Below are 22794 nucleotides of genomic sequence, written 5' to 3' on the forward strand. Positions count from 1 at the left end.
CTTGACGCCTCACCACTGCGGTGCTCTGATTCCGGGCATGGCTCACAGCGTTGTTACTGACACCACTCCCCGCCGCCGGAAGCTGACCGCACGGCGCTGCATCGCGCTGGTGTCTGCGCTGTGCCTGATACCCGGCGCGTTGGTGGCGAGTTCCGATCGCGCCAGCACGGCAGTGGCCGCCACCTGCGCGCTGAAGAACCCGGTGCTGTCCGCGGGCGCCGACCCGTCGGTCTGGTATCGCAACGGCAACTACTACCTGGCCCAGTCCGACGGCGCCCGCAGCATCAACCTGCGGGTATCGCCGACTCTGGGCGGGCTGAACACCGCGACCAAGCGGGTGATCTGGACAGCGCCCCTGCGCACCGACCACAGCGCCGAGATCTGGGCGCCGGAGCTGGAGTACCTCAACGGCCGCTGGATCATCTACTTCGCCGGCGCGACCGACAAGGGCGGTGACCCCGCGACCAACAACACGCACCGGATCTTCGCCATCACGGCGAACACCCAGGACCCGCTGGGCAGCTGGACCTTCTTCGGCAAGATCAGCGACTCGACCAACCAGTGGGCCATCGACCCGACCGTCTTCTACTACAACAGCAACTGGTGGATGCTGTGGTCGGGCACCCCGACCGGCAACGGCGGCTCGCCGCCGCAGCAGCTCTACATCGCGCACATGAGCGACCCGCTGCACATCGACCAGGACTACCGCCGGCTGATCGCCAACCCCGACCAGCCGTGGGAGACCTCGGTGCAGGCGATCGAAGAGGGTCCGGAAGCGTGGATCGGACCGAACAACGCCCTGACCATCGTCTACAACGCCAACGCGAGCTGGACCACGTCCTACAGCCTCGGCCAGCTGGTCTACCGCGGTGGTGACCTGACCACCTACCTGTCCTACACCAAGCGCGGGCCGGTGTTCTCCTCCGCCAACGGGGTCTACGGCACCGCCGGTGCGTCGATCCCGGTGCCCGGCCCCAACGGGACCAACTGGCTCGTCCACCACGCCAAGACCAGCACGGCCAACGGCTGGAACGACCGGGCGATCTTCGCCCAGCCGGCCGGCTGGAACACCGACGGAACACCGGCGTTCGGCATTCCCACCGGCTACCGCAGCTACGACGAGGCCACCGGTCAGCCCTGCTGAGCTTGCGCCGCGCAGCAGAAAGCCGCGACGCCGGCAGGTTGGTAGGCCTGCCGGCGCCGCGGCTTCTACTCAGCCGTCAACCGGGACTTGCGATCAGTCGCCCCAGTGCCGCGGGATGTGCACGGCACTGACCCGGACGTAGTCGAAGTTGCTGCTGAAACCGGCGCCGCCCATCGAGACCAGGCCGATCTTGGTGTTGGGGCTGCTGGCCTGCGTCCAGGTCGCGCCCTTGTCCCACCGCTTGCCGTCCAGGCTGGTGTAGGCGGTGTAGCGCTCACCGATCCGGACGAGCCGCAGGTAGGTGGCAGTGCCGACCGGCCCGACCACGGCATTGCCGTAGCTGGGGTATCCGGCCGCTACCGGTGTCATCTGCTTGCCGAATTCGGTCTGCCTGGTGTTCCAGATCGAGGCCGAGGTCAGCTTGAGGTAGTTGGCGTCATCGTTGTAGATCACCAGCCCACCCTGGACGTAGTTGTAGCAGCAGCCCTCCGGCGGAGTGGTGACCCGGACCTTGGTCTCGACGACGTAGTTGCCCTTGGGCGCCGGTTCGGTCAGCACCGAGGCCAGCGGGGTCGCCGGCGGGTGGATGTCGGCGGCCTGGGTCTGCCAGCGCAACTGCCCGCTGTCGAGACGGTAGCTGCCAGCCTCCGGCTGCCGGATCCAGGTCCACTGCTTGGACAACGTGTCTGACCGGAACTCATCCGACAGTGACTTGTAGAGCCGGGTCGGCCGCGGCTCCTGCGTGAACCGGGGCTTGTACGCGGTCCGCTGGCCAGGCTGTGCGGCCGGGCCGGGCATCGGGTCGTCCGACGGGCCGCGACCGGCGCGCACCGTCGGCCAGCCGTGCTTCCAGTCAAGCGGGTCGATCAGCGCCGGCCGCTTGGTGTAGCCGACCTCGTCCGCGTAGTACGGGTCGTTGCGGTCGACAGCGTGGTAGACCATCCACTGCTGACCGTCGAAGTCGGTGATCACCGTGTGGTGACCGACGCCCACCCACCGGTTGCCGTTCTGCGCCACCACGGGCGTGCCACCCACCCGACCGGCCAGCAGCGAGACGCCATGGCGGTCCACGAACGGCCCGAGCGGGCTGCGCGAGCGTCCCGCGAACACCGAGTACCCGGTCAGCGGGCCGGCACAGCAGTTGGTGGCCGAGGCCAGCAGGTAGTACCAGCCATCACGCTTGATGATGTTGGTGCCCTCGTACCGGTTGTCGATCGCGACTTGGGTCTGGCTTGCCGGATCGGTGGAAAGCCCGTCGGCCGAGAGCCGGCGCACCGAGATGCCACCGAAGTAGCTGCCGAAGTAGAGGTAGCTGACACCGTTAGCGTTGAGCACCTCGGGGTCGAAGATCCAACGACGGCTGCCTGGCGCGCCCTGCGGCTCCACCACCTGCTGCCCGCTGTCGGTCCACGGCCCGGTCGGGCTGTCGCTGGTAGCCACGCCGATCGCCGAGCCGCCACCGGGCAACGAGGTGTCCGAGGCGCCGTAGTACAGCATGTACTTGCCATTGCGGTAGACGACTTCCGGCGCCCAGACGAACCCGGTCACCCAGGCCGGCTTGGTCGGGAAGGCGTCACCTTCGTAGGTCCAGTTGATCAGGTCCAGCGAGCTGAACATCGGCACGTTGTGCAGCACCGGGCTGCCGTTGGGGCCGACCTCGCTCGCGGTGAGCGCGTCGGTGGTGCAGTAGAGGTACCAGTGCCTGTCGGTGCCCCGTCCACGCAGGACGTCCGGGTCGGCACAGCTCTCGGCCAGCGCGCCGGAGGGTAGTTTGAGCTTGAGCGGGTTGGTGTACGAGGGTGCGACCCGGTGGTGACCCTGCTGCTTCTGCGCCGGGCCGGCGCTAGTTGCCGGTGCCGGGCCGGCAACGGCGATGGTCGCCGCTGCTGTGGCCAGCGCGACCATCGGCACAACGATTCTTGTGGACCAGCGCATGGACAACCTCCGAATTGGGCAACAGCGACCGGTCTAGCCATCCTGACCGAGGCTTCTAACGTTGTAAAGAGCGCTGATCCGCAAGCAGCCAGACCAGAGGTGCACATCTAAATCACTCAAGTATCAACTCTTTACACCAGATACCCCACGTTGTAAAACGAGGGGTGGACCCGACGGAAGGCCGCTCTGTGAACTGGACCCCGCCAAGGCCGTGCCCCGGCCTGCCGAGGTTGCTGCGCGCCCGCAGTACTCGAGGGCGGCGGTCACCGAGCAGAGTCGCCGGACTGTCCGGTAATGTCCGGATGCGACACCAGCAAGCCCCCGTTTCTTCGGCACAGATTGATACCAATGCGCTGCAGCCTGTGCCCGGCGTTCCACCACTGCCGCTACCTTCGACCGTGGAGATCGAACCGTTGCCGATCTTCAGGGTCAAACCAGACCATCAGAGCCCCTCACGATTGGGGTACACCTTGGCATCCCGATGCCATCAGCGCGTCAGCGAGTGTGGCCGTGAGGGCTCTGATGACCGTCGTAGCCCCGGTGCCACTCCCTGGACCCCCAGCTGTGACACCCGCTCTGCTCTGCCGTCCCTGACTTCTCACCTCCAAGGAGATCCTCGATGAACCAGCTCAACGTTCCGCTGTCCCGGCGTGGCTTTATCGGGGCGGCCGGAGCCGTCGGTGGCGCGCTCGCGCTGGCTGCCTGTGGCGGCAAGAGCACGCCTCCGGGCGCCGGCGCCGGGCCCACCGCGTCCGGGGCCGGCACCGCCTACAACGGCCCCAACGTGACCTTGGCGTTCTGGAACGGCTGGACTGGCGCGGACGGCGACTACGCCAAGCAGATGGTCAGCAAGTTCAACTCGGAGACGAAGAACGTCAAAGTCAACATGAACGTCTTCCAGTGGGCAGACTTCTTCCAGAAGATGCCGGCGGCGGTCACCAGCGGAAACGGCCCGGACATCGCGGTCATGCACATCGACGCCATCCCGACCCAGGCCGCCCAGCGGGTCATCGTGCCGATCGACGCGGTCGCCAACAGCCTCAAGCTGAACCAGGGCGACTACGCCGAGGCCGTCTGGCAGGGCGGCATCTACCAGGAGAAGCGCTACGGCATTCCGATCGACGTGCACTGCCTGGGCCTGTTCTACAACAAGGATCTCTTCGAGAAGGCCGGCCTGAACGCGGACAAGCCGCCGACCAACAAGGACGAGTACATGGACGCCCTGGACAAGCTGAAGTCCAAAGGCATCCAGGGCAGCTGGGTCAGCCCGTTCCAGTTCACCGGCGGCCTGATGTACCAGTCGCTGCTCTGGCAGTTCGGCGGCGAGCTGTTCAATGAGGACGTCACCAAGGCAACCTGGGACTCCGAGGCCGGAGTCGCGGCGCTGACCTGGATGACCGACCTGGTCAAGAACGGCTACAGCCCCAAGAACGTCGGCCAGGACGCTGACTACGTCGCGCTGAAGAACAGCCGGAATGCCCTGAACTGGCAGGGGATCTGGCAGGTCAACGAGGTCACCAAGCTGACCACCGCCAAGATCGGCCTGGCCGAGCTGCCCAAGATCGGTGACAAGGGCGGCGTCTGGGGCAACTCGCACCAGTTCGTGCTGCCGCGCACCCAGGGCAGTGACCAGAACAAGGTGGAGGCCTCTGCCTACTTCGTCAACTGGTTCACCCAGAACAGCGCCGACTGGGCCAAGAGCGGCAAGGTCCCGGCGGTCGAGAAGCAGGCCGAGAGCTCGGAGTTCACCTCGATCGAGGGCTTGCAGCCGTTCGCCAAGGAGGTGCCGGACGTGCACTTCCCGCCGGCCGTGGCCGGCATCAGCGACGCCATGACGGCGATGTACGACGCGGTCAACGCCGCGGTGCTCGGCAAGTCCGACCCTGCCTCGGCGCTGCGCAGCGCGGCCAACAAGGCGTCGCAGATCCTGACGCAGAACAAGAAGAAGTACGGCTGAGCATGACGAGCACCACTGAGGCCACCGCCGTAGAGCGGCCGCCTGCCAGGTCTACTGGCAGGCGGCGCCGCCGCAGTGGCTGGGCGACTCCCTACCTGTTTCTGGCTCCGTACGGTGTGCTGTTCATCGGGTTCATCCTGCTGCCTGCGATCTATGGCATCTGGATCAGCCTGCACGACTACAACTACCTGCTGCCGAGACAGCCCTGGGTCGGGCTGAACAACTACCTCGACCTGTTCAAGGCGGACACCCGGGACAGCTCCGACTTCTGGCGCAGCATCCGGGCCACGGCGATCTTCACCGTCTTCAGCGTGCCGCTGCTGGTGGTCATCCCACTGGCGATCGCCCTGCTGCTGAATCGCAAGTTCCCCGGGCGGACGTTCTTCCGCGCGGTCTTCTTCACGCCCTACGTCCTGGGCGTGGCCGTGGTCGGCGTGCTGTTCCGGTTCCTGCTCGACCCCACCATCGGAATGCTGAACTTCTACCTGGGAAAGATCGGCCTGAGCGGCGACTATCCCTGGACCACCCAGGTTCCCTGGGCCTGGGTCGGCCTGGTCGGCATGACGGTCTGGTGGACCCTCGGGTTCAACGCGATCATCTACCTGGCCGGCCTGCAGGACATCTCACCCGAGCTGTACGAGGCTGCCGAGGTGGACGGGGCCACCGCGTGGGACAAGTTCCGCAACGTGACCCTGCCGGGGCTGCGTCCGGTGTTGCTGTTCGTCCTGACCCTGACCCTGTTGGCCTCGGCGAACATGTTCGGCCAGTCGTACCTGATCACCAAGGGCGCGCCTGAGAACGCCACCCGAACGGCGATCTACTACATCTCCCAGGTCGGGCTCCAGCAGTACCGGCAAGGCATCGCCGCGGCGATGAGCTACATCCTGGCCCTGATGTTGATCCTGATCAGCTTGCTGAACTTCAGACTGTTCCGCGAGAAGGAAGAGTCATGACGAGCCTCGCACCCGGCGGCGCGACCGCCGCCACCGGCCCTGATGCGCAGCAGCCGGCTCGCAACGCTCACCCGGCCCGGCCGGCCGCCAAGACGCCGCTGGGTCAGTTCCTCTTCTGGCTGATGCTGGGGGTGCTGACCATCATCTTCCTGGCGCCGCTGGTGTGGATGATCAGCACGTCGTTCAAGACCCCTGAAGCCTCGACCAGCCTGGAGCTGTCCTGGTTGCCCCAACCCTGGGACATCTCGGCCTACCAGACCCTGTTCAGCGCCGGATCGGCCAACCCGGTGCTCCGCTGGTTCTTCAACAGCATGTTCTCAGCGGCGGCGAACGCGGTGCTGATCGTGGCCGTGGACGCCGCCGCCGCCTACGCGCTGGCCCGGATGGACTTCCCGGGCAAGAAGCTCATCTTCACCAGCGTGATCACCACGATCTTCCTGCCGGCGTTCGTCTTCCTGATCCCGAACTTCCTGATCGTCAGCCGGCTGGGCTGGCTGGACTCGTTGTGGGCGATCATCGTGCCCAGCGCAGGCGGCGCCTTCGGGGTGTTCTTCCTCCGGCAGTTCTTCTCCACGCTGCCCAAGGAGCTGGAAGAGGCCGCGATCATCGACGGGGCCAACCAGTGGAAGATCTTCGTCAAGGTGATCCTGCCGCTGTCCAGGCCGGCTCTGTCGACGCTGGCAGTGCTGTCGTTCCTGACCAACTGGAACGACTTCCTGTGGCCGGTGTACGTGCTGTTCAGCCCGGAGACCCAGACCCTGCCCTCTGGTCTGGCCAAGCTGCAGAATGCCGCCACGGTCAACTACCCGATCATCATGGCCGGCGCCGTGGTGGCCAGCGTGCCGGTGATCCTGATCTTCATCATCGCGCAGCGGCAGGTCATCGAGAGCGTCTCCAGGTCTGGGTTGAAGGGGTGAGCTCGGAGCGGTAGCCAGCACATCGACGATCCAGCTCGCCGAGGACCGTACAGCTTCCGGCTGTGCGGTCCTCGGCGTGTGACGGGCGCGGGGGGCTCGGCTTGCGTCAATTCGCCGGGCAGCGCGAGACTGGAGCAGCGCGAGCGAGGCGGCCAAGCCACGACCGACCTGACCTGCGGACCTGTCGAGAGGCGACCCATGAGTGAGAACAACGACACTGGCACCGGCGAGCTGGAGGAGGCGGCCCGCGAAGGGACGCTGCCCGGTGTGGAGGAGGCAGACGCCGCTGCCGAAGAGGGCCGTGACACGTCCGCGACCCCGGATGACGAGGGAGACGGCCAGACCGACGACGATGCCCCGGCCGGTGGCGTCGTGATGGGCGCGATCAACCAGCACTGACCCCGATACGCCCACAGGCCCGGCCGTTCATCGAACGGCCGGGCCTGCCTGGGTTTGCTCCGCGAGGGCGGTCAGCTGGGTCCCGGGTCCGGGTCACGCTGGCTGCGCGGCTTGTCGCCCTCGGCCCCGACGGCAACCGCGCCGGCTCGCGCGACGTTCGAGTGGTGGCGCTTCTCGGCGTGCGCCTCCCGGTCCAGCCGCTCGATCAGGTGCGGGTAGTGCGCCTCGAACGCCGGGCGGTCGGACCGGATCCGCGGCATCGAGGTGAAGTTGTGCCGCGGCGGCGGGCACGAGGTGGCCCATTCCAACGAGTTGCCGTGGCCCCACGGGTCATCGGCGGTGGCGACCTCGCCGAACCGGTAGGACTTGTAGACGTTGTACAGGAACGGCAGCATCGAGGCCCCCAGCACGAAGGATCCCAGGGTCGAGATCAGGTGCATGGTGGTGAAGCCGTCCTCAGGCAGGTAGTCGGCGTAGCGCCGGGCCATGCCCACGTTGCCCAGCCAGTGCTGGACCAGGAAGGTGACGTGGAAGCCGATGAAGGTCAGCCAGAAGTGCAGCTTGCCCAGCCGCTCGTCCATGTAGCGGCCGGTGAACTTGGGGAACCAGAAGTAGATGCCGGCGAAGGCGGCGAAGACGATGGTGCCGAACAGCACGTAGTGGAAGTGCGCCACCACGAAGTAGGAGTCCGAGACGTGGAAGTCCAGGGGCGGTGCGGCCAGGATGACACCGGTGAGGCCTCCGAAGAGGAAGGTGACCATGAACCCGAGCGACCACAACATGGGCGTCTCGAACGTGATCGAGCCGCGCCACATGGTGCCGATCCAGTTGAAGAACTTCAGCCCGGTGGGCACCGCGATCAGGTAGGTCAGGAAGGCGAAGAACGGCAGCAACACCACCCCGGTCGCGTACATGTGGTGCGCCCACACCGTCAGCGACAAGCCGGTGATGCCCAGGGTCGCCAGCACCATGCCCTTGTACCCGAACAACGGGGTGCGGCTGAACACCGGGATGACTTCGGTGACGATGCCGAAGAACGGCAGCGCCACGATGTAGACCTCGGGATGGCCGAAGAACCAGAACAGGTGCTGCCACAGCACCGGCCCACCATTGCGAGCCTCGAAGACCTGGGCTCCGAGATGTCGATCGGTCCACAGCACCAGCAGCGCCGCGGTCAGGATCGGGAAGGCCAGCAGGACCAGCAGCGAGGTGGCCAGGATGTTCCAGGTGAAGATCGGCATCCGGAACATCGTCATGCCTGGCGCTCGCAGGCACAGGATGGTGGTCACCATGTTGACGGCGCCCAGGATGGTCCCCAGACCACCGACCGCCAGGCCCACGATCCACAGATCGGGCCCGACATTGGGTGAGTGCTGCGCGTTGCTCAGCGGGGTGTAGGCCGTCCAGCCGAAGTCGGGCGCGCCCTGCGGGCTCAGCGCGCCGGAGATCACGGTCAGGCCGCCGAACAGGAACAGCCAGTAGGAGAAGGCGTTCAGCCGGGGGAATGCCACGTCCGGCGAGCCGATCTGCAGCGGCACCACCAGGTTGGCGAAGGCGAACACCAGCGGGGTCGCGAATAGCAGCAGCATGATGGTGCCGTGCATGGTGAACAGCTGGTTGTACTGCTCCGGTGACAGGAACTGCATTCCGGGCAGGGCAAGCTCGGCCCGCATCACCATGGCGAGCAGGCCACCGAGCATGAAGAAGACGAACGAGGTCACCAGGTACATCTGACCGATGAGCTTGTGGTCAGTGGTGCGCAGCAGGTTCAGGAACACCGAGCCACGCGGATTGGCAGGCGCCGGGGACGGACGCACCAGGATGGGCTCTGGCTCGAGGGGCCTGGCGCGGTCAACGATGTCGGTCATCTGGTCCTCAGCCGTGCCGGTGCACGATGGCAGCGCGGTACTAGTTTCTTGGCCCAGAACGACAGGCCGGACTGACTGCTCAGTGGTTCAAAGCTTAGACGACCGCCAGCCCGTGCACCACGCCACCCACGGTCAGCGCGGCCGAAACAGGCGGCTAGCCTGTCCGCCGCGATTCGGCCAGCGCCGTGGCCGTCCGGTCGGGCTGGGCCCGGGCCGGCGGCTTGTCCGGCACGGGGAGCAGCCCGAGCTCCACCGCTCGCAGCGGCAGCTGGGTGCGGCGCGAGACATCGAGGCTGGCGGCAATCCGCTCGATGTGGCTCTTCACCGTCTTCTCCGAGATGAAGAGCTCCTTGGCGAGGTCCTTGTTCGAGGTGGTTCCGGCCGCCACCAGGTGCAACACCTGGCGCTGCCGGGCGGTGAGCTGGGGTGGCGGCGAGCCGGCGCCGGTGTCCGATTCCGGAGCGGCCTGGGACCGCACCTCGACCAATCGCTGGTCCAGCACCGGCCGGACTCCGGCCACCGCCGACTCCAGGTAGTCCCGCAGCTCTGCCCGGCTGGCGCCGCGGCACACATAGCCGGCGGCTCCCACCGCAAGGGCCTGCCGGGCAAGGCGGGCGTCACCGTGTCCGGAATACACCAGCACGACGGCGTCGGGGTGGAACTCGAGCAGGTCCTCGATCAGGACGAAGCCGGATTCGGCGCCCAGCCGGACGTCGACCGTCACCACATCCGGATGCCGTTGGGCGTATTCCACCAGCGCTTCGGCGTTGTTCTCGGCTTGGCCGACCACCGTCGCTCCACTGGCCTGCAGTCGCTGGACGACGGCCTGGCGCATCATGCCGCCGGTTTGCACTACGAGCACTCGAATGGGTTCGCTCATTGCAGTCTCCCGCGCGGCAGAGCGTCAGCCGGCAGCTGTTCCACCGTCAGCGGCTGGGGCCCCCGCTTGCCTAGCCGCGATGCGCCCCAGCCTACACCGGTTACCGCTGTCGGGCACCGGCCAACGCCGCGCGGCAGGCAGCCTCTCCGCCGCGATCAGCTCGATCGCGACGGATCTGCCCACTACCTGATCAGGGAACTCAGCGCATTCAGGTCCTGGTAGCCGTACCGGGTCATCGGATCGATGTAGGAGCCCTCGCTGATCTCGTTCCAGCTGATCAGCCCGAAGGCATTGGGATGTGTCGCGCCGTTGCCGGTGTACAGGGTCTTGATGGTCTGGCCGCCGCGTCGCGGAACGCAGGCGGAGCCACCGGCCAACTGCTTGTTGTAACCGGGGATGATCGGCGCCACCCATACCTTTGCGGTGCCGTCCGGATTGGCGCCCGAGGCCCGGACAGCGGCCGCGAGGGTGGCCAGCTGCTGGAAGGACTGCGGGTTGCTGTACGGATTCTGCGAGGACCAGTAGTAGGCGTTGCCGTCCAGGAACGGCGCCCGGCTGGCGGACCAGGTCGTCTCGTCACCGAGGATCCGCAGCTTCGAGCGCAGCGGGCCACCGACCGAGGAGAGCGTCGAGGCGGGGTACTTGCGACTGCCCTGCCAGATCATCGTGACCTTGGGAGACTGCGCCCGGTCGAATGCCGGATCGGAACCATATGTCCTGACGAAGTAGGCGAGATCGTTGCTGATGTAGGGGGCCGTCAGCACGTTGGCCGAGGCCTTGTAGCTGAGCCAGAGCTTGAACGGAATGCCGGCGGCGTTCACCTTGTGCACCGCGTTCACCAGCACCTGCAGCCGCTTGCTGTACGGGTTGCTGGTAGTGGACTGGGTTGCCGACCCGGTTCCGATCCAGTTCACCAGGAACCCGGTCAGGCCCGCCGCGGCCGCCTGGCGTACATCGGCCTCGATGAAGCCCGGGTCATCCTGGCTGTAGATCCGGCTGGGCACATCGGTGAGGGTGTTGCCGACGTACCGGGTCCTGGCGCCACAGCCGGTCGAGTCCAGCGTCGCCGGCAGCGGCAACGGGCTTGCCGTGATGGGGTAATTGGGGCCGAGCGCGCTCTTCCAGTGGTTGGCGCTCCACCAGAGGTAGTAGTAGGCGAAGACCGGTGGCTTGGCCGCCGTCGTGGCGGTGGACGGAACCTGAGCGCCGGCCGGCGGGGTCATGGCCGGAACCAGCCCGAGGCTGACAACGGCGGCCGCGCCGAGCGCCACCAGCCGGGTACGAGCGCGGCGCGCTCGCGAATGGATAGGGAAAATATGATCTTCGTACATCAGGACTCCAGGGTCAGGTAGTCAACTCACGATGAGCCTGGTAGCGAAGCGTAACGGATTCGATGACACTGAGTAATCAAATACCAGGTAACTCTTCGTTCACCCGTGCTTAAGTAACTTTTTGATTCCCGCCGCTATCCTCAATACGTTCTCCCTGACCGACTGGATCGCCGGACCACCGAAGGAGATTCCGTGTTGGCTGAGGACGGGGCCGAATCTCCCGAGACGCGAGCCGGCACCCAGTCCCCCGCTGAGCACATCCATCGGCTCGGGCAGCTGATCGAACAACAGGCCGAGGAGCTCGAAGCCGCCGAAGCCGGCTGGCGGGAGCTCGCTGCGATGTGCGATCTGGCCCAGTGGGCCGCCGAAGGCTCAGGAGACGGGACCGTGGCGGTGGTGCGCGTCGACGATCTGCGTCGCCTGCTGGCACGCCGGCACGGAACCCGCCCGGTACCCGACGGCTCCTCCTGAGCTGCTCCGGCTGGACGGCTGCGGACCTTCCCGCTGCCGACCCGCCACCCGGCTTGGTCAGGTCGGCCCATCCCTCCGCGACGCAAGCGGCTGGGTCGACTCCACGTCGGGCGGCGCGGCGCCTGTCACCCGGCGCCGTCGGCGCAGCCGGCGACCGACCAGGGTCAGCCCTGCCAGCAGCAGCAACGGAAGCCCGATGAGCAGTCCGACCGTGGGAATCTCCCGGCCGGGCTCGGTCGGCACCGGCTGGGCGCTGGAGTCGACCGCCGAGCGGGGTACCGGAGCGTTGGTGTTCCGCAGCTCGGCCAGCACCTGGAGATAACGAGTGCCGAACTTCTTCGACGGCTCGACGTGCGTGTTCTCGCTGAACTCGTTCCAGCTGATCAGCCCGAGCGCATCCGGTGAGGACCTCAGCGCGGTGGCGTATTCGGTGCGCAGGATGCTGCCGTCATTCCTGGCAACGGCCTTCGTCCCGCCGACCAGCCTGGCGTCGAAGCCCGGAGCGAACGGGGCGATCCAGTACTTGCCGTCGGCATGCACCGCGGCGCCCATCTCAGCGAGCTTCACGGCATAGTTCTTGTTGGTGGCGGGATTGACCGACGACCAGTAGTAGGCGTCGCCATCGGTGACATCAGCGAGCCTGCGGTAGCCCTCGACGTTCTTCTCGGTGGACAGCACCAGCACCCTCGGCCGCACCGTCGAAGTGATCCTTGCGACGTCCGCGTGGGAGTACGCCCAGGTCCCACTGAAGATCGTCAGCGGCTTGCCACCCAGTCGGGCGAACACCGGATTGAACGCGAACTCCTTGGCGAAGGTGCTGAAATCGGCCGCAACGCGTGCCGCCGGCAACGGATTGCGGTCGAAGTCCAAGCCCTGGTAGATCATCGACAGGAGGAAGCGCTCTTCGGCGGCCACCGTCATCAGGGCACGTAACCGCCGCGTGTTGGTGGCCGTGTCCTTCCAGCTCACGATGAACCCGGCGATCCCGGCCGCCTTGGCCTGCTGGATGTGCTTGCGCATCACCCAGGGATCGTCACTGGAATAGGCGCCCAGCTCAGGCAGGTCGGTCTTGGCCCGATCCCAGGACTTGGGCGTGAACCACTGGTAGTAATAGGCGAACAGCGGCGGCCCCGGTGGGCTGGCCGGCGAGGTCGTGGCGACCAGCCGAGCCGCAGCCGTACCGGGCGCCTGGACCGGCCCTTGGACAACGAGCACTGCCAGCAGCAGCAACGCGCTGAGCGCCGAGCCGGCGACAGCGCGTCTCATGTCAGGATCTCCTCCCGCAGCGCAACTACCCGAGACTCCCGGCGCGGGCGCGCGAGCAGCCGTCGCCAGTACTGACGCCCGATGACCAGCAACGCGATGGCGATGAGCAACAGCGTGCCTATCAGGATCACCATGTCCAGGGCGCTGATCACGATCAGGTCGGCGGTCTTGTCCTTGGACAGGCCGAACTGCTGCACGCCCACGATGCCCCTTCCCGCCTCGATGGTGACCTTGTAGTTGCCGCGTGGCAGGTCGTGCAGCTTGACGGTGTGCTGGGCGCCCACCAGGGGCACCGTGATGGTGCCACCGTCCGGATAGGTCACGGTGGCGCTGGTGCCCAACCGGGACTTGAAGATCGCGTCATGCCCGGTGATCACCAGGTCGTGGAACTGGGTGGTGAAGGTGGGGTTGGCAGTTGCCATCGGCGTGAACGTCTGCCGGCCGGCATCGACCACGTTGGTGCCGCGGACGATAACGGTCTGCAGTGAGTACCTGACCGGCTCGGCGGACAGGATGCTGTGATGGAAGGCCGGCCGGGTCGCGTCCAGCCAGATCGGCGCGGTCAACCGCAGCTCCACCACCGAGCCATCGTCGCTGCGTGCGGTGATCGAGTTGACCGCAGCCGGAGCCAGCGGGGTGCCGTCATCCCGGACCACCCGCGGCATCACCCGATGCTGCACGGTGAAGGCCGCGGTGACGACGTAGTTCGCCCGCATCGGCAGACCCGTGACGGTGCGTGAGAATGCCTGGTTGGGATCCCGCTGGCCGGCCCACCGGTGGAATTCGTATCGCTTGTCGCGAGTGAGGATCGAGCTGCTCACCACCGTCAGCCGGTGACCGGCGAAGTCATGCTCGGCGGTGTAGCTCGTCATTCCGTTGGCTCCGGTCACCAGCTTGCGCCCGTCGACCGTGAACTGCACCCCTGCCAGCGCCGGAACCGTCTTCAGCGTCATGGTGATCGGCCAGGGCTTGCGGCGCGGATGGGGGCGTTTGGCTCCGGGAGCGACCGGCGCCGGCCGCAACGTCTTGCGCGGATGCGGACGAGCCGTGGCCGCGCCCTGCTTGGACGCGCCGCTGCCCGGCTTGGACGCGCCGCTGCCCGGCTTGGACGTGCCGTTGCCCGAGGGGGCCGGTCCGCCGTTGCCCGTCGAGGGGTTGGGCAGTGTGCCGCCCGGGGTCTGCACCGGCCCACCCGGGGTGGAAGGTGGCTGCTGCGTCGGCGGGTCGGTCGGGGTAGGCGGATCCGTGGGAGTGGGTGGATCCGTGGGAGTGGGTGGATCCGTGGGGGTAGGCGGGTCGGTCGGGATGGGCGGCTCCGTCGGAGTAGGCGGGTCGGTCGGGGTAGGCGGGTCGGTCGGCGTCACGGGATCGGTCGGCTTACCTGGGTTAGTCGGTTTACCGGCATCGGTCGGCTTGCCCACGTCGGACACGAGCGGGCTGATCGAGGTGGTCGGTGGATCCGCGAGCGCCGACGTGCCCACGTCGGGTTGCCAGACCGAGAGCACGCTGGCAGCCGCCGGTGCGCTGGACTGGACCGTCGCGGCGACCAGGGTGGCGAGCGCGAACGCCACGATCCGCGAGCTGCGACTGGTGGTCATATCTTTGCCCTCACTGGAACCGATCGTGGAGCCGGGCCCTCGCTCGGCGGCTGGGCGGGCGGCGCTCCCGTGGTGCGCCTGCTGCGGACCACGGCGAACACCACCAGGCCGGCCACCAGGCAGAACACCACGCCGTAGCACCAGTACACCACCGTCACCGACACGGCTGGTGCGCTGACCACTGTCGGCTCGTTGAACCGGACATCGGCCGCCCTCGGGCCGGAGTCGAAGTCGAAGGCGTTGTCGATCGAGGTGGCCGCGGCATCGCGGGAGGCCAGGGGCGCTAGCTTCCAGTTGCGCTCGATGAAAGCCAGCGCGCTGGTGTAGTCCAGAACGTCGGAGTTGATGTGACCGGGGCGGGCGTAAGGACTGACCAGCAGCGCCGGAACCCGCATGCCGTAACCCTGTGAGTCGACCTGCGGCGGTTTCACGTGATCGAACCAACCGCCGGAGCCGTCGTAGGAGAGCAGGAACGCCGAGGATTCCCACGCGCTGCTGACCATCAGCGACCCGACCAGGTTGGTGACCAGTTGCTGGCCACTGCGGACCGAGCGGGTGGACCGCTCGCTGGGACCGTTGCTGGCGATGTAGGCCACTGCCGGCAGCTTGCCGCTGTCGAGGTCGCGGTAGTACTGCGAGAGGTCGACGATGCGCGAGTTCAGCGCCGGATCGTCCAGGAAGCGCGGGTAGTTCAGCAACGGCACCCGGATCGGCTGGGTGGTCGGCGTGGTCCTGGAGGAAGTTCGGTAGGTCTGCGTGGGGTCATAGCCCTGCACGTAGAACTTCCAGTCCACCCCCGCGGCCTGCAGCCGGTCGAAGATCGTCAGGTGCTTGGCGTAGTCGGCCGCGACCGCGCCAGGGCTGCCGGTGGGTGGCGGGCTTCCCGACACCCAGTAGGAGCGGTTGACCCGCTCCCCGGACCGGGTCGAGGAGAAGAAGTGGTCGAACAGGACGTAGCGGTCGGCCAGCCCCCAGTAGGTCGGCAGGTCCCGTTGGTCGTAGTAACCCATCGCGGAGCTGCCGTCGCGGCCCTGGTTCTGGTAGGCCGCGACGAATCCATCCATCCGGCCCTCGTCGTACTGGTTGTTCAACTCCACGGTGCCCGCACCCAACGCCTGGACGTTCTTGCCATGCAGCTCGAACGGCTTCACGCAGCTCTCGTCCGGACCGGTGACGACCCGGCGCTGGCAGATGTCCTTCGGAATGCCCTCCGCTCCGGGGTAGGTGCCGAAGTAATTGTCGAACGACCGATCACCTTGCAACATGTACACAAAGTGCTTGATCTTGGTCGTGGGATCAGTCTTCGCCGGCGCCGCTGTGGCAGCCGGGGCCGCCAGCCAGGCGGTGAACAGGGCTGCCATCGCGGCGGTGAGCAGTCGCTTCCTCATGCCGGACGCACCCGGTAGATCCTGACGACCGGCGCCTCGACGGGTTGCCCGGACTTCGACCGCACTGTGACCGTCGAGGTGAACACCGCGACGCCGTGGTACTTGGCGACCAGGTCGGTCAGCTTCGCGCCGAAGGACGGCGAACGGGCAGCGGTGTAGGAATCCCAGACCAGGTACTGGAACCGAGCCTGGCGCATCGCCAGATCCGGGTTGGGAACCGGTGTGTAGGAGGGGTTGCGGTTGGCGGGATCGGGACTGACCGACAGCGCGTAGACCCGCCGGTGACCATAGAACTGCAGCACGTTGGCCATCGACGGCCCGATCGCCAGCAGCTGGGTGCTAGGTGGAACGTTCTGCTCCAGCCACCGGCCTGCCTCGCGGCCGCCGGGCAACCCGCCCGTGCCGGCCAGGTAGGTGCCGGTGTTGGACGGCTGGATCCGGGACCAGGTGGGGACCAGCAGGCTGATCGTCAGCACCAGCGCCAGGGCGTAGGAGGCGCCGGTCGTGACCCGGCGGCCGTGGCGGCGCAGCTGGGGGACGGAGCCGACCCGGACGATGGTGCGGGCTGCCAGCACGGCAAGCACCGGGGCCGCCGGGAGCAGGTACTGGAAACCCTTGACCGGCCACAGCGTGAAGAACACCACCGGGACGGCCATCCAGGTGAGCAGCATCCGCTCCCGCCAGGTGTTGTGCCCGCGCAACAGCACCAGGCCGACGACGGCCAGCAGCAAGGTCAGCCAGCCGATCACCGGCGGCAGCACCTGGGCGTAGAACGACATCCCGTGGTTGGAACGGCGGAACAGCTGCCACAGCAGGTAGTGCTGACCGGAGCTGGCCCGGCCCGACAGCGACAGCGCCAACGGGAACGCGGCGATCACCGCGAGCATCACCAGCAGCCCAGCGCCGACATGCCGGAGCCGGAGCCGGACCGAGGGGGTGAGGGCGAAGAACGCGTAGAGGCCGCCCACCAGCACGATGCTGGTCTCCTTGGCCAGCACCGTGGCGCCCATCAGCGCGCAGCTGGCGAGCATCCAGTGCAGCGCCGCCGACTCGACATAGCGGGCGACGCAGTACAGCACCAGCGTGGCGCACAGGGTCATGAGCCCGTCCAGCAGCACCTGGCGGCTGACCACCACGTGATAGGGCATCACAGCCAGGATCAGGGCCGCCAGCAGCCCGAGCCGGTGGTCATAGAGCCGCCGTCCGAGCGCATAGGTCGCCAGCACGGCCGCGACCCCGACCGCCGCCGTGATCGCCCGGGCCGCCCAGTCGCTGACGCCGCCGTGCATGACGGTGGACAGCAGGAGCTGCAGGAACAGCGGATGCGCCCGGAACACCGGGAACATCCCGCGCAGCGTCTCGTCACCGGCCAGTGCCGCTGCGGTGCCGCTGTAGACCGCCTCGTCACTGTTGAAGCCCACCCGGTCCAGCTGCCAGAACCGCAGGAAGGCAGCCAGGACGAGGATCAGCACCACCGGCAAGGTGGTGCGCAGCCGTGGGTCGGCGGCCAGTCGCCGCCAGGCCTGACCGCCCGGACGCGCGTCGCGCCGGGCGGCCAGGCTTTCGCGAGCCGGGGCTAGTACTGCCGACAGGAAAGCCGGTTTGGCCTGGCTGGTCATGCTGGAGCGGGCAGCACGGCCGGGCCGACTGGCGGCTCGGCAACCGGCCGCTGCTCGGCGGCCGGCACATCAGCGACGGTGTGCGGCTGCTGGGCGGCGATGGGGCTGGCGCCGAGCAGCGTGGCGATGTCCTCGGCCCAGGAGAAGGTGTTCGAGCCCAGCCTGCGGACCCGGATGTTCTTCATCGCCTGCACCAGGATCTCGCGCTCCTTGCGGCGCAGCTCGGCGTAGTCGTCGTCACCGATCACGATCGAGGGCGCCATCTGCCGGAACGGCGGGAACCCGTAGGCGTCATCGGTGTTGGCCACCAGGGTGTCGATCGCCTCCTCGAACCGGATGTCCTCCAGCACCGGCTCGCCACGCTCGATCACGAACAGGTTCTCGATGTGGGTGTTCCGGATGACGTTGCACTCCACCAGCCGGTCGACGTTGTACTTGGGCGGCGGCACGATTCGCTGGGTCAGGGAGTTGATGCCCATGATCGGGATGTTGAGGCCGGCCAGGACCAGACCGAAGTTGCGGCCCTCCTTGGAGTGCAGCCTGCTCTGCAGCTTCAGCCGTCGCCATTCGGCCGCCGTCAGGTCGCCGGCCTGCACGGCCCGCAGGGTGTGGTGGCTGATCGTCAGCGGCTTGGGGAAGCAGGTGGCGTGGCCGTCGGGGTGCAGGATCGTCATGTCGTCGGACAGGAACTTGGCTCCATGCTCGCGCAGCAGCTTCAGCACGCTGCCGGTCTTGCCGGTATCGGTGCGGGCCGACAGCAGCAGGCCCTGGCCGTCGAGCTCCAAGCAGGCCGAGTGCAGCAGGATCACGCCGCGGGACACCGCGATGAACCGCAGCAGCGCCTCGATCACGTTGGTGTAGAGCACGTGCGGCGAGCGCGCCAGCGTCGGCGAGCAGGTGACCTCGATCTTGTCGCCGATCTCGACGCGGAAGTTCGCGCCCAGCCGTCCGAAGTGCTCGGAGTAGCTGACCCCGGCAGGCGCGACGTGCTGGGTCATCAGAGCCCGGGTACGCGGGCCGCGGCCGACCTCGCCGATCCGGATGCTCAGATCCACCTCGTTGCCCAGCCACTGGGCGCGGAAGTACTCCAGCTCCTTCAGCGGCACCTGGGAACCGACTCTCAGCACACCGTCGATGGAGTAGCGGTAGGGCAGGTACCGGCTGGTCGCGCTGACCGGACGCGGCTGCTGGTGGCGCGGCTGCTGGTGGCGCGGCTGCGAGTCGCCGCCGGGCTCGACCGGCCGCTGGACGCCGGTGAGGTCGACGGTGATGCGCATCGGCTGCTTCTCCACGACCTGCTCGTCAGGCTTGGCGTAGATCGCCGAGTCCGCGATGACGAACCGCACCAGGAACAGCAGCGCCAGGGTGATCACGTTGGCCACCAGCAGGTTGGCCGAGAACACCCCGACCAGCAGGGCGAGCAACGGCAGCCTGGGCAGCAGCGCCAGGTGGTTGAGCAGGAAGAAGCGGACACCGCGTCCCAGCCGGGTACCGGGCTTGGTCCCGCGGAAGACGAACTTCTCGGTGAGCAGGAAGTTCCAGCTGGTGGACACCTCGGTGGCCAGCACCGCGGCGATCAGGTAGTGCGGGTTCACCACGTGCTCGGAGAACAGCCAGAGCGCGGCGGTGTTGACGCCGATGCCGGTGGCCCCGACCGCGCCGAAGGCCAGCAGCCGGGCGAACCGGCCGGCGCCGTCGGTGGTGGAGGATCGACGTACCTGATTGCGCAGCACCAGCAGCCGCAGCCGTACCAGATGCCGGACGAACCGCATGCCCTCTCGCAGCGACGCCTTGCTCTGCCCGGCGACCCGGGTGCCGAACACGAACGGCACCTCGGCCACCTGCAGCCGGGGCTGCCGGATCATCAGCTCGAGCAGGATCTTGAAGCCGATCGGGTCCAACCGGTCCAGGTCCAGCGCTGCCAGCCGAACCGCGAAGAAGCCCGACATCGGGTCCGACAGCCGCGACAGCCGCCGCGGGAACACCGCCTTGGTGAACCGGGTGGCCAGGCTCGACACCGCGCGCCGGTAGCCATCGGCCAATCCGTCGGAGCCTCCGGAACCGGTGTAGCGCGTGCCGGCCACCAGATCCAGCTGCCGGGACTGCCCGATCTGGACGAGCCACGCCGCCAGCTCCGGCGGATGCTGCAGGTCACCGTCCATCACGACCGCCCAGCTCCCCCGGGCGTGCTTGAGGCCGGCCACCACGGCGCCTCCGAGCCCACCGAGCCGATTGCCGGCCGGGCGGTGCAGCAGCCGCACCGCAAGCCCGCACTCGCGAGCCGCCAGCCGGATCACCTCAGGGGTGCTGTCACCGCTGTCATCGACGAACAGCACTTCGGCCGGAATACCGTTGAGGCTGTCCGCCAGGGACGACAGCAGCGGGCGTACCGAGCCTTCCTCATTCCTGGTCGGCACGATGATCGTGAACCACGCTGCCGCGTCAGGTGACAGGACAGTCAGGTCTTGCGGCTCCAACGCCGATTCCACCTGAAGATCCTGCCCGTCCTGAGCCGTCTCCGGACGTGCGGCATCAACAATTCTGGTCAATGGAAGCCCCCCGCTTCACTTACCTCGACGGCGCACGCTGCTTGTGCCGGCCTGTCGACAAGTCTTAATGCTCCGAGCCACGCTCAGGAGACTGAACAGAAGCTAAACCCCGTTCAGCTGTCAGCGCAACCCTACACGAACGATACTTTTACCTTTGGAACAAATAGGATACTCGTGTTAACACAATGTATGCCAAACCGTTGGACCGCCGTGAAATCACCTAGACAATCTCCGAAAGAACACCCGACTACGGCCTGTTCAAATAGTTATGCATCGCTGGGCCACGCGGCCTTTCCTTATAGGACAGCGCGGGAAACATGCGGGCGTTAATGATCGAAGACCTTCCGGTAACGGTTGACGCGGAATGCGCCAATCTGACACCTGAAGAGAACCGGACGTATTTCTCTGCTCGCGGCCGGCAGCGGAGCAGTATCAGGAGCTGGATCAATGCCGCCTCGGCCGGCGACTCAGGACCACCAGGCAGGCGCCGGCGATCAACAGTCCTGCCGCCAGCCCGACAGGTGCAGCGACGCTGCTGCCGGTCTCGGCCAGCGAGCCTCCAGGGGGTGACTGCCCGACCTGGCCGACCGGGAAGAACGTCCGGGTCGGGGCCGTACGGCTGGTGCTCTCGGGCAGTACCGACTGGCTCGTGGTGCTCGGCGCCGGCGACGACGCGGGCGTGCTCGGTACTGTCGAGCTGGACGTCGGCGCGGTCGAGCTGGACGTCGGCGCGGTCGAGCTCGATGCCGGCGCGGTCGAGCTCGATGCCGGCGTGCTCGGCGCGGTCGAGCTCGATGCCGGCGTGCTCGGGGATGCGGAAGAGCACGTTGTGGTCGGGAAGAACTGCCCGCGAGTGTCACCGGAGGCATGTGCATCAACCTGGACGAAGCACTTGCCGTCGGCCGATTCCAGCAGCGGCACGGTGACGCCGTCGCCATGGCTGGGACCGATGAGCAGATCGGAGTTCCACTGATGCACCGGATCCGAGCCCGCTCGCGGTGTCCTCAGCAGGTTCTGGTGGAGGTGCAGCAGCGCCGGACGCGCGGACGGGCAGCCGTGGGCGTTGTGGGTGAAGGAGATCGTCACCATGCCACCGCTGACGGTCATCCTGCCCAAGGTGATCCGCACCTGATCGGGACATGCTGCCGCAGCCCTGCTGGTTGCCTTGTCACTGCTGGCCGGCGTGCCGGTCATGGCACTGGCTGAACGAGTCGCGGTGGCGCCCTCTGCTGACCCGCTGGAGCCGGCCGCTGACGATGCGGCGCCGGCCTCTCGGGCGCCGGCCAGCAGCAGGAACGCCGCTGCCAGGATCGCGCCCGAGCGGTGTGCCACGGGTGAACGGAACAGCCTCGGGATCGTCATCGCACAGTCTCCTGGTACTGACCGATCCGGTTGATGTCGAACCGACGCAGCCGTCTACCCATCGTCGACCCCGATCTCGGGGATGCATAGCTGCAATCCAGTAAGCCCACTGTTACGGTGCGTATCTGCCGGGCGATCGAGCCGTACCCGAGTGAGGTGTCGGCGGTGCGGATGCTCGCCGCCGGCCTATCTGGAAGGCTGAGCGGTATGCACCTGTCTGTACTTGCTGCCACTTCCGACCAGCTGGCGGCCACGGCCGCCCGTAGCCAGAAGGTCGCCGTGCTCGCCAGCCTGTTGCGAACCTGCTCCGGGACGGAGGCGGCCATCGTGGTGTCCTGGCTATCCGGCGAGCTGACCCAGGGGCAGATCGGGGTCGGTTGGGCGACGTTGCGGGAGCTTGCCCCGGCCGCGGCCGAGCCGAGCCTGGAGGTGGCCACCGTGGAGGCCGCCTTCACCGAGATCGGCGCCTGCGCCGGAAGCGGCTCTCAGGGCCGGCGCCGTCAACTGCTGCACGCGCTGTTCGCCGCCGCCACCGAACAGGAGCAGCAGTTCCTGACCCGGCTGCTCATCGGTGACCTTCGCCAGGGCGCCCTGGCCGGCGTCATGACCGACGCGCTGGCCCGCGCTGCCGACCTGCCGCTGGCCGAGGTCCGGCGAGCGGCGATGCTGAGCGCCAGCCTGCCCGCGGTGGCGGCTGCGGCGCTGGGCGGTGGCAGGGACGCGCTGGCCGGCTTCGGATTGCAGGTGGGGCATCCGGTGAGCCCGATGCTGGCGCAGACCGCCTCCAGCACCGACGACGCGCTGAGCCGGCTCGGCGGGACGGCTGCCTTCGAATGGAAGCTGGACGGCATCCGGGTGCAGATCCACCGCGACGGCGACGACGTCCGGATCTTCACCCGCGGCCTGGAGGACGTGACCGGGCGGTTGCCCGAGGTGGTCGAGACGGTCCGGGCCATGGCTGCCCGGCGATTCGTCGCCGACGGCGAGGTGCTGGCGCTGCGCGCGGACGGACGCCCCCAGCCCTTCCAGACCACCGCGGCGCGGCTGGGCACCAGGTCCGCGCCCGCCGATCCCGCGCACACCCCGCTGACCGTCTTCCTCTTCGACGTGCTGCATGTCGAAGGCGCCGACCTGCTCGACGAGCCGGCCGCGCGGCG

At 67.5% G+C, this 22794-nt stretch carries 16 protein-coding genes and 1 pseudogene; 8 read left to right on the forward strand and 9 right to left on the reverse strand.

What is annotated here, in order from left to right; translation table 11 throughout:
- Positions 1-37 precede the first annotated feature (37 nt).
- A complete protein-coding gene (locus VF612_RS02145) occupies positions 38-1144 on the forward strand; it encodes a family 43 glycosylhydrolase (RefSeq protein WP_408658199.1) in 1107 nt (368 codons plus the stop codon).
- Positions 1145-1237: 93 nt separating this feature from the next.
- On the opposite strand, the gene VF612_RS02150 is transcribed toward VF612_RS02145, so the two are convergent.
- Positions 1238-3049 (reverse strand): family 43 glycosylhydrolase, encoded by a 1812-nt coding sequence (locus VF612_RS02150; RefSeq protein WP_408658200.1) that lies wholly within the window; start codon positions 3047-3049, stop codon positions 1238-1240.
- 649 nt (positions 3050-3698) lie between these two features.
- Here VF612_RS02150 and VF612_RS02155 point away from each other — a divergent pair.
- The 4 genes from VF612_RS02155 (at position 3699) to VF612_RS02170 (ending at position 7305) form a co-directional block, all read left to right on the forward strand.
- On the forward strand, positions 3699-5036 hold the full coding sequence (locus VF612_RS02155) for an ABC transporter substrate-binding protein (RefSeq protein ID WP_408658201.1): 1338 nt from the start codon (positions 3699-3701) through the stop codon (positions 5034-5036).
- A gap of 2 nt (positions 5037-5038) precedes the next feature.
- Positions 5039-5989 (forward strand): carbohydrate ABC transporter permease, encoded by a 951-nt coding sequence (locus tag VF612_RS02160; protein ID WP_408658202.1) that lies wholly within the window; start codon positions 5039-5041, stop codon positions 5987-5989.
- On the forward strand, positions 5986-6906 hold the full coding sequence (locus VF612_RS02165) for a carbohydrate ABC transporter permease (protein ID WP_408658203.1): 921 nt from the start codon (positions 5986-5988) through the stop codon (positions 6904-6906). The genes VF612_RS02160 and VF612_RS02165 overlap by 4 nt, the downstream gene beginning before the upstream one ends.
- A gap of 198 nt (positions 6907-7104) precedes the next feature.
- Positions 7105-7305 (forward strand): hypothetical protein, encoded by a 201-nt coding sequence (locus VF612_RS02170; RefSeq protein ID WP_408658204.1) that lies wholly within the window; start codon positions 7105-7107, stop codon positions 7303-7305.
- 71 nt (positions 7306-7376) lie between these two features.
- On the opposite strand, the gene ctaD is transcribed toward VF612_RS02170, so the two are convergent.
- The 3 genes from ctaD to VF612_RS02185 form a co-directional block, all read right to left on the reverse strand.
- Positions 7377-9173, reverse strand: coding sequence for a cytochrome c oxidase subunit I (ctaD, locus tag VF612_RS02175; protein WP_408658205.1), 1797 nt, complete (start codon positions 9171-9173; stop codon positions 7377-7379).
- Positions 9174-9327: 154 nt separating this feature from the next.
- Positions 9328-10053: a response regulator gene (locus tag VF612_RS02180; RefSeq protein WP_408658206.1), complete on the reverse strand. Its 726-nt coding sequence runs from the start codon at positions 10051-10053 to the stop codon at positions 9328-9330.
- Positions 10054-10235: 182 nt separating this feature from the next.
- A complete protein-coding gene (locus VF612_RS02185) occupies positions 10236-11276 on the reverse strand; it encodes a hypothetical protein (protein ID WP_408658207.1) in 1041 nt (346 codons plus the stop codon).
- Between the two features lie 300 nt (positions 11277-11576).
- On the opposite strand from VF612_RS02185, the gene VF612_RS02190 reads away from it, so the two are divergent.
- Positions 11577-11855: a hypothetical protein gene (locus tag VF612_RS02190; protein ID WP_408658208.1), complete on the forward strand. Its 279-nt coding sequence runs from the start codon at positions 11577-11579 to the stop codon at positions 11853-11855.
- Positions 11856-11912: 57 nt separating this feature from the next.
- Here VF612_RS02190 and VF612_RS02195 read toward each other — a convergent pair whose 3' ends face one another.
- The 5 genes from VF612_RS02195 to VF612_RS02215 are packed head-to-tail and all read right to left on the reverse strand — an operon-like array spanning position 11913 to position 20143.
- Positions 11913-13121, reverse strand: a complete 1209-nt coding sequence (locus VF612_RS02195; protein ID WP_408658209.1) for an endo-1,3-alpha-glucanase family glycosylhydrolase — start codon at positions 13119-13121, stop codon at positions 11913-11915.
- Positions 13118-14719, reverse strand: coding sequence for a hypothetical protein (locus tag VF612_RS02200; RefSeq protein WP_408658210.1), 1602 nt, complete (start codon positions 14717-14719; stop codon positions 13118-13120). The genes VF612_RS02195 and VF612_RS02200 overlap by 4 nt, the downstream gene beginning before the upstream one ends.
- A complete protein-coding gene (locus VF612_RS02205) occupies positions 14716-16107 on the reverse strand; it encodes an alkaline phosphatase family protein (protein WP_408658211.1) in 1392 nt (463 codons plus the stop codon). Before VF612_RS02205 ends, VF612_RS02200 begins: the two co-directional genes overlap by 4 nt.
- Entirely contained in the window at positions 16104-17726 is a 1623-nt protein-coding gene (locus VF612_RS02210; RefSeq protein WP_408658212.1) for an ArnT family glycosyltransferase, read from the reverse strand. The genes VF612_RS02205 and VF612_RS02210 overlap by 4 nt, the downstream gene beginning before the upstream one ends.
- Positions 17723-20143 (reverse strand): glycosyltransferase, encoded by a 2421-nt coding sequence (locus tag VF612_RS02215; RefSeq protein ID WP_408658213.1) that lies wholly within the window; start codon positions 20141-20143, stop codon positions 17723-17725. The genes VF612_RS02210 and VF612_RS02215 overlap by 4 nt, the downstream gene beginning before the upstream one ends.
- A 754-nt stretch (positions 20144-20897) precedes the next feature.
- Between VF612_RS02215 and VF612_RS02220 the strand changes: the two genes are divergently transcribed.
- Entirely contained in the window at positions 20898-21248 is a 351-nt protein-coding gene (locus VF612_RS02220; RefSeq protein WP_408658214.1) for a hypothetical protein, read from the forward strand.
- A 596-nt stretch (positions 21249-21844) separates the two neighbouring features.
- Positions 21845-22794 (forward strand): annotated as a pseudogene (locus VF612_RS02225) (ATP-dependent DNA ligase); the annotation flags it as partial.

This window comes from Jatrophihabitans sp. (genome assembly GCF_036388195.1).
Taxonomy (GTDB): Bacteria; Actinomycetota; Actinomycetes; order Mycobacteriales; family Jatrophihabitantaceae; genus Jatrophihabitans_A.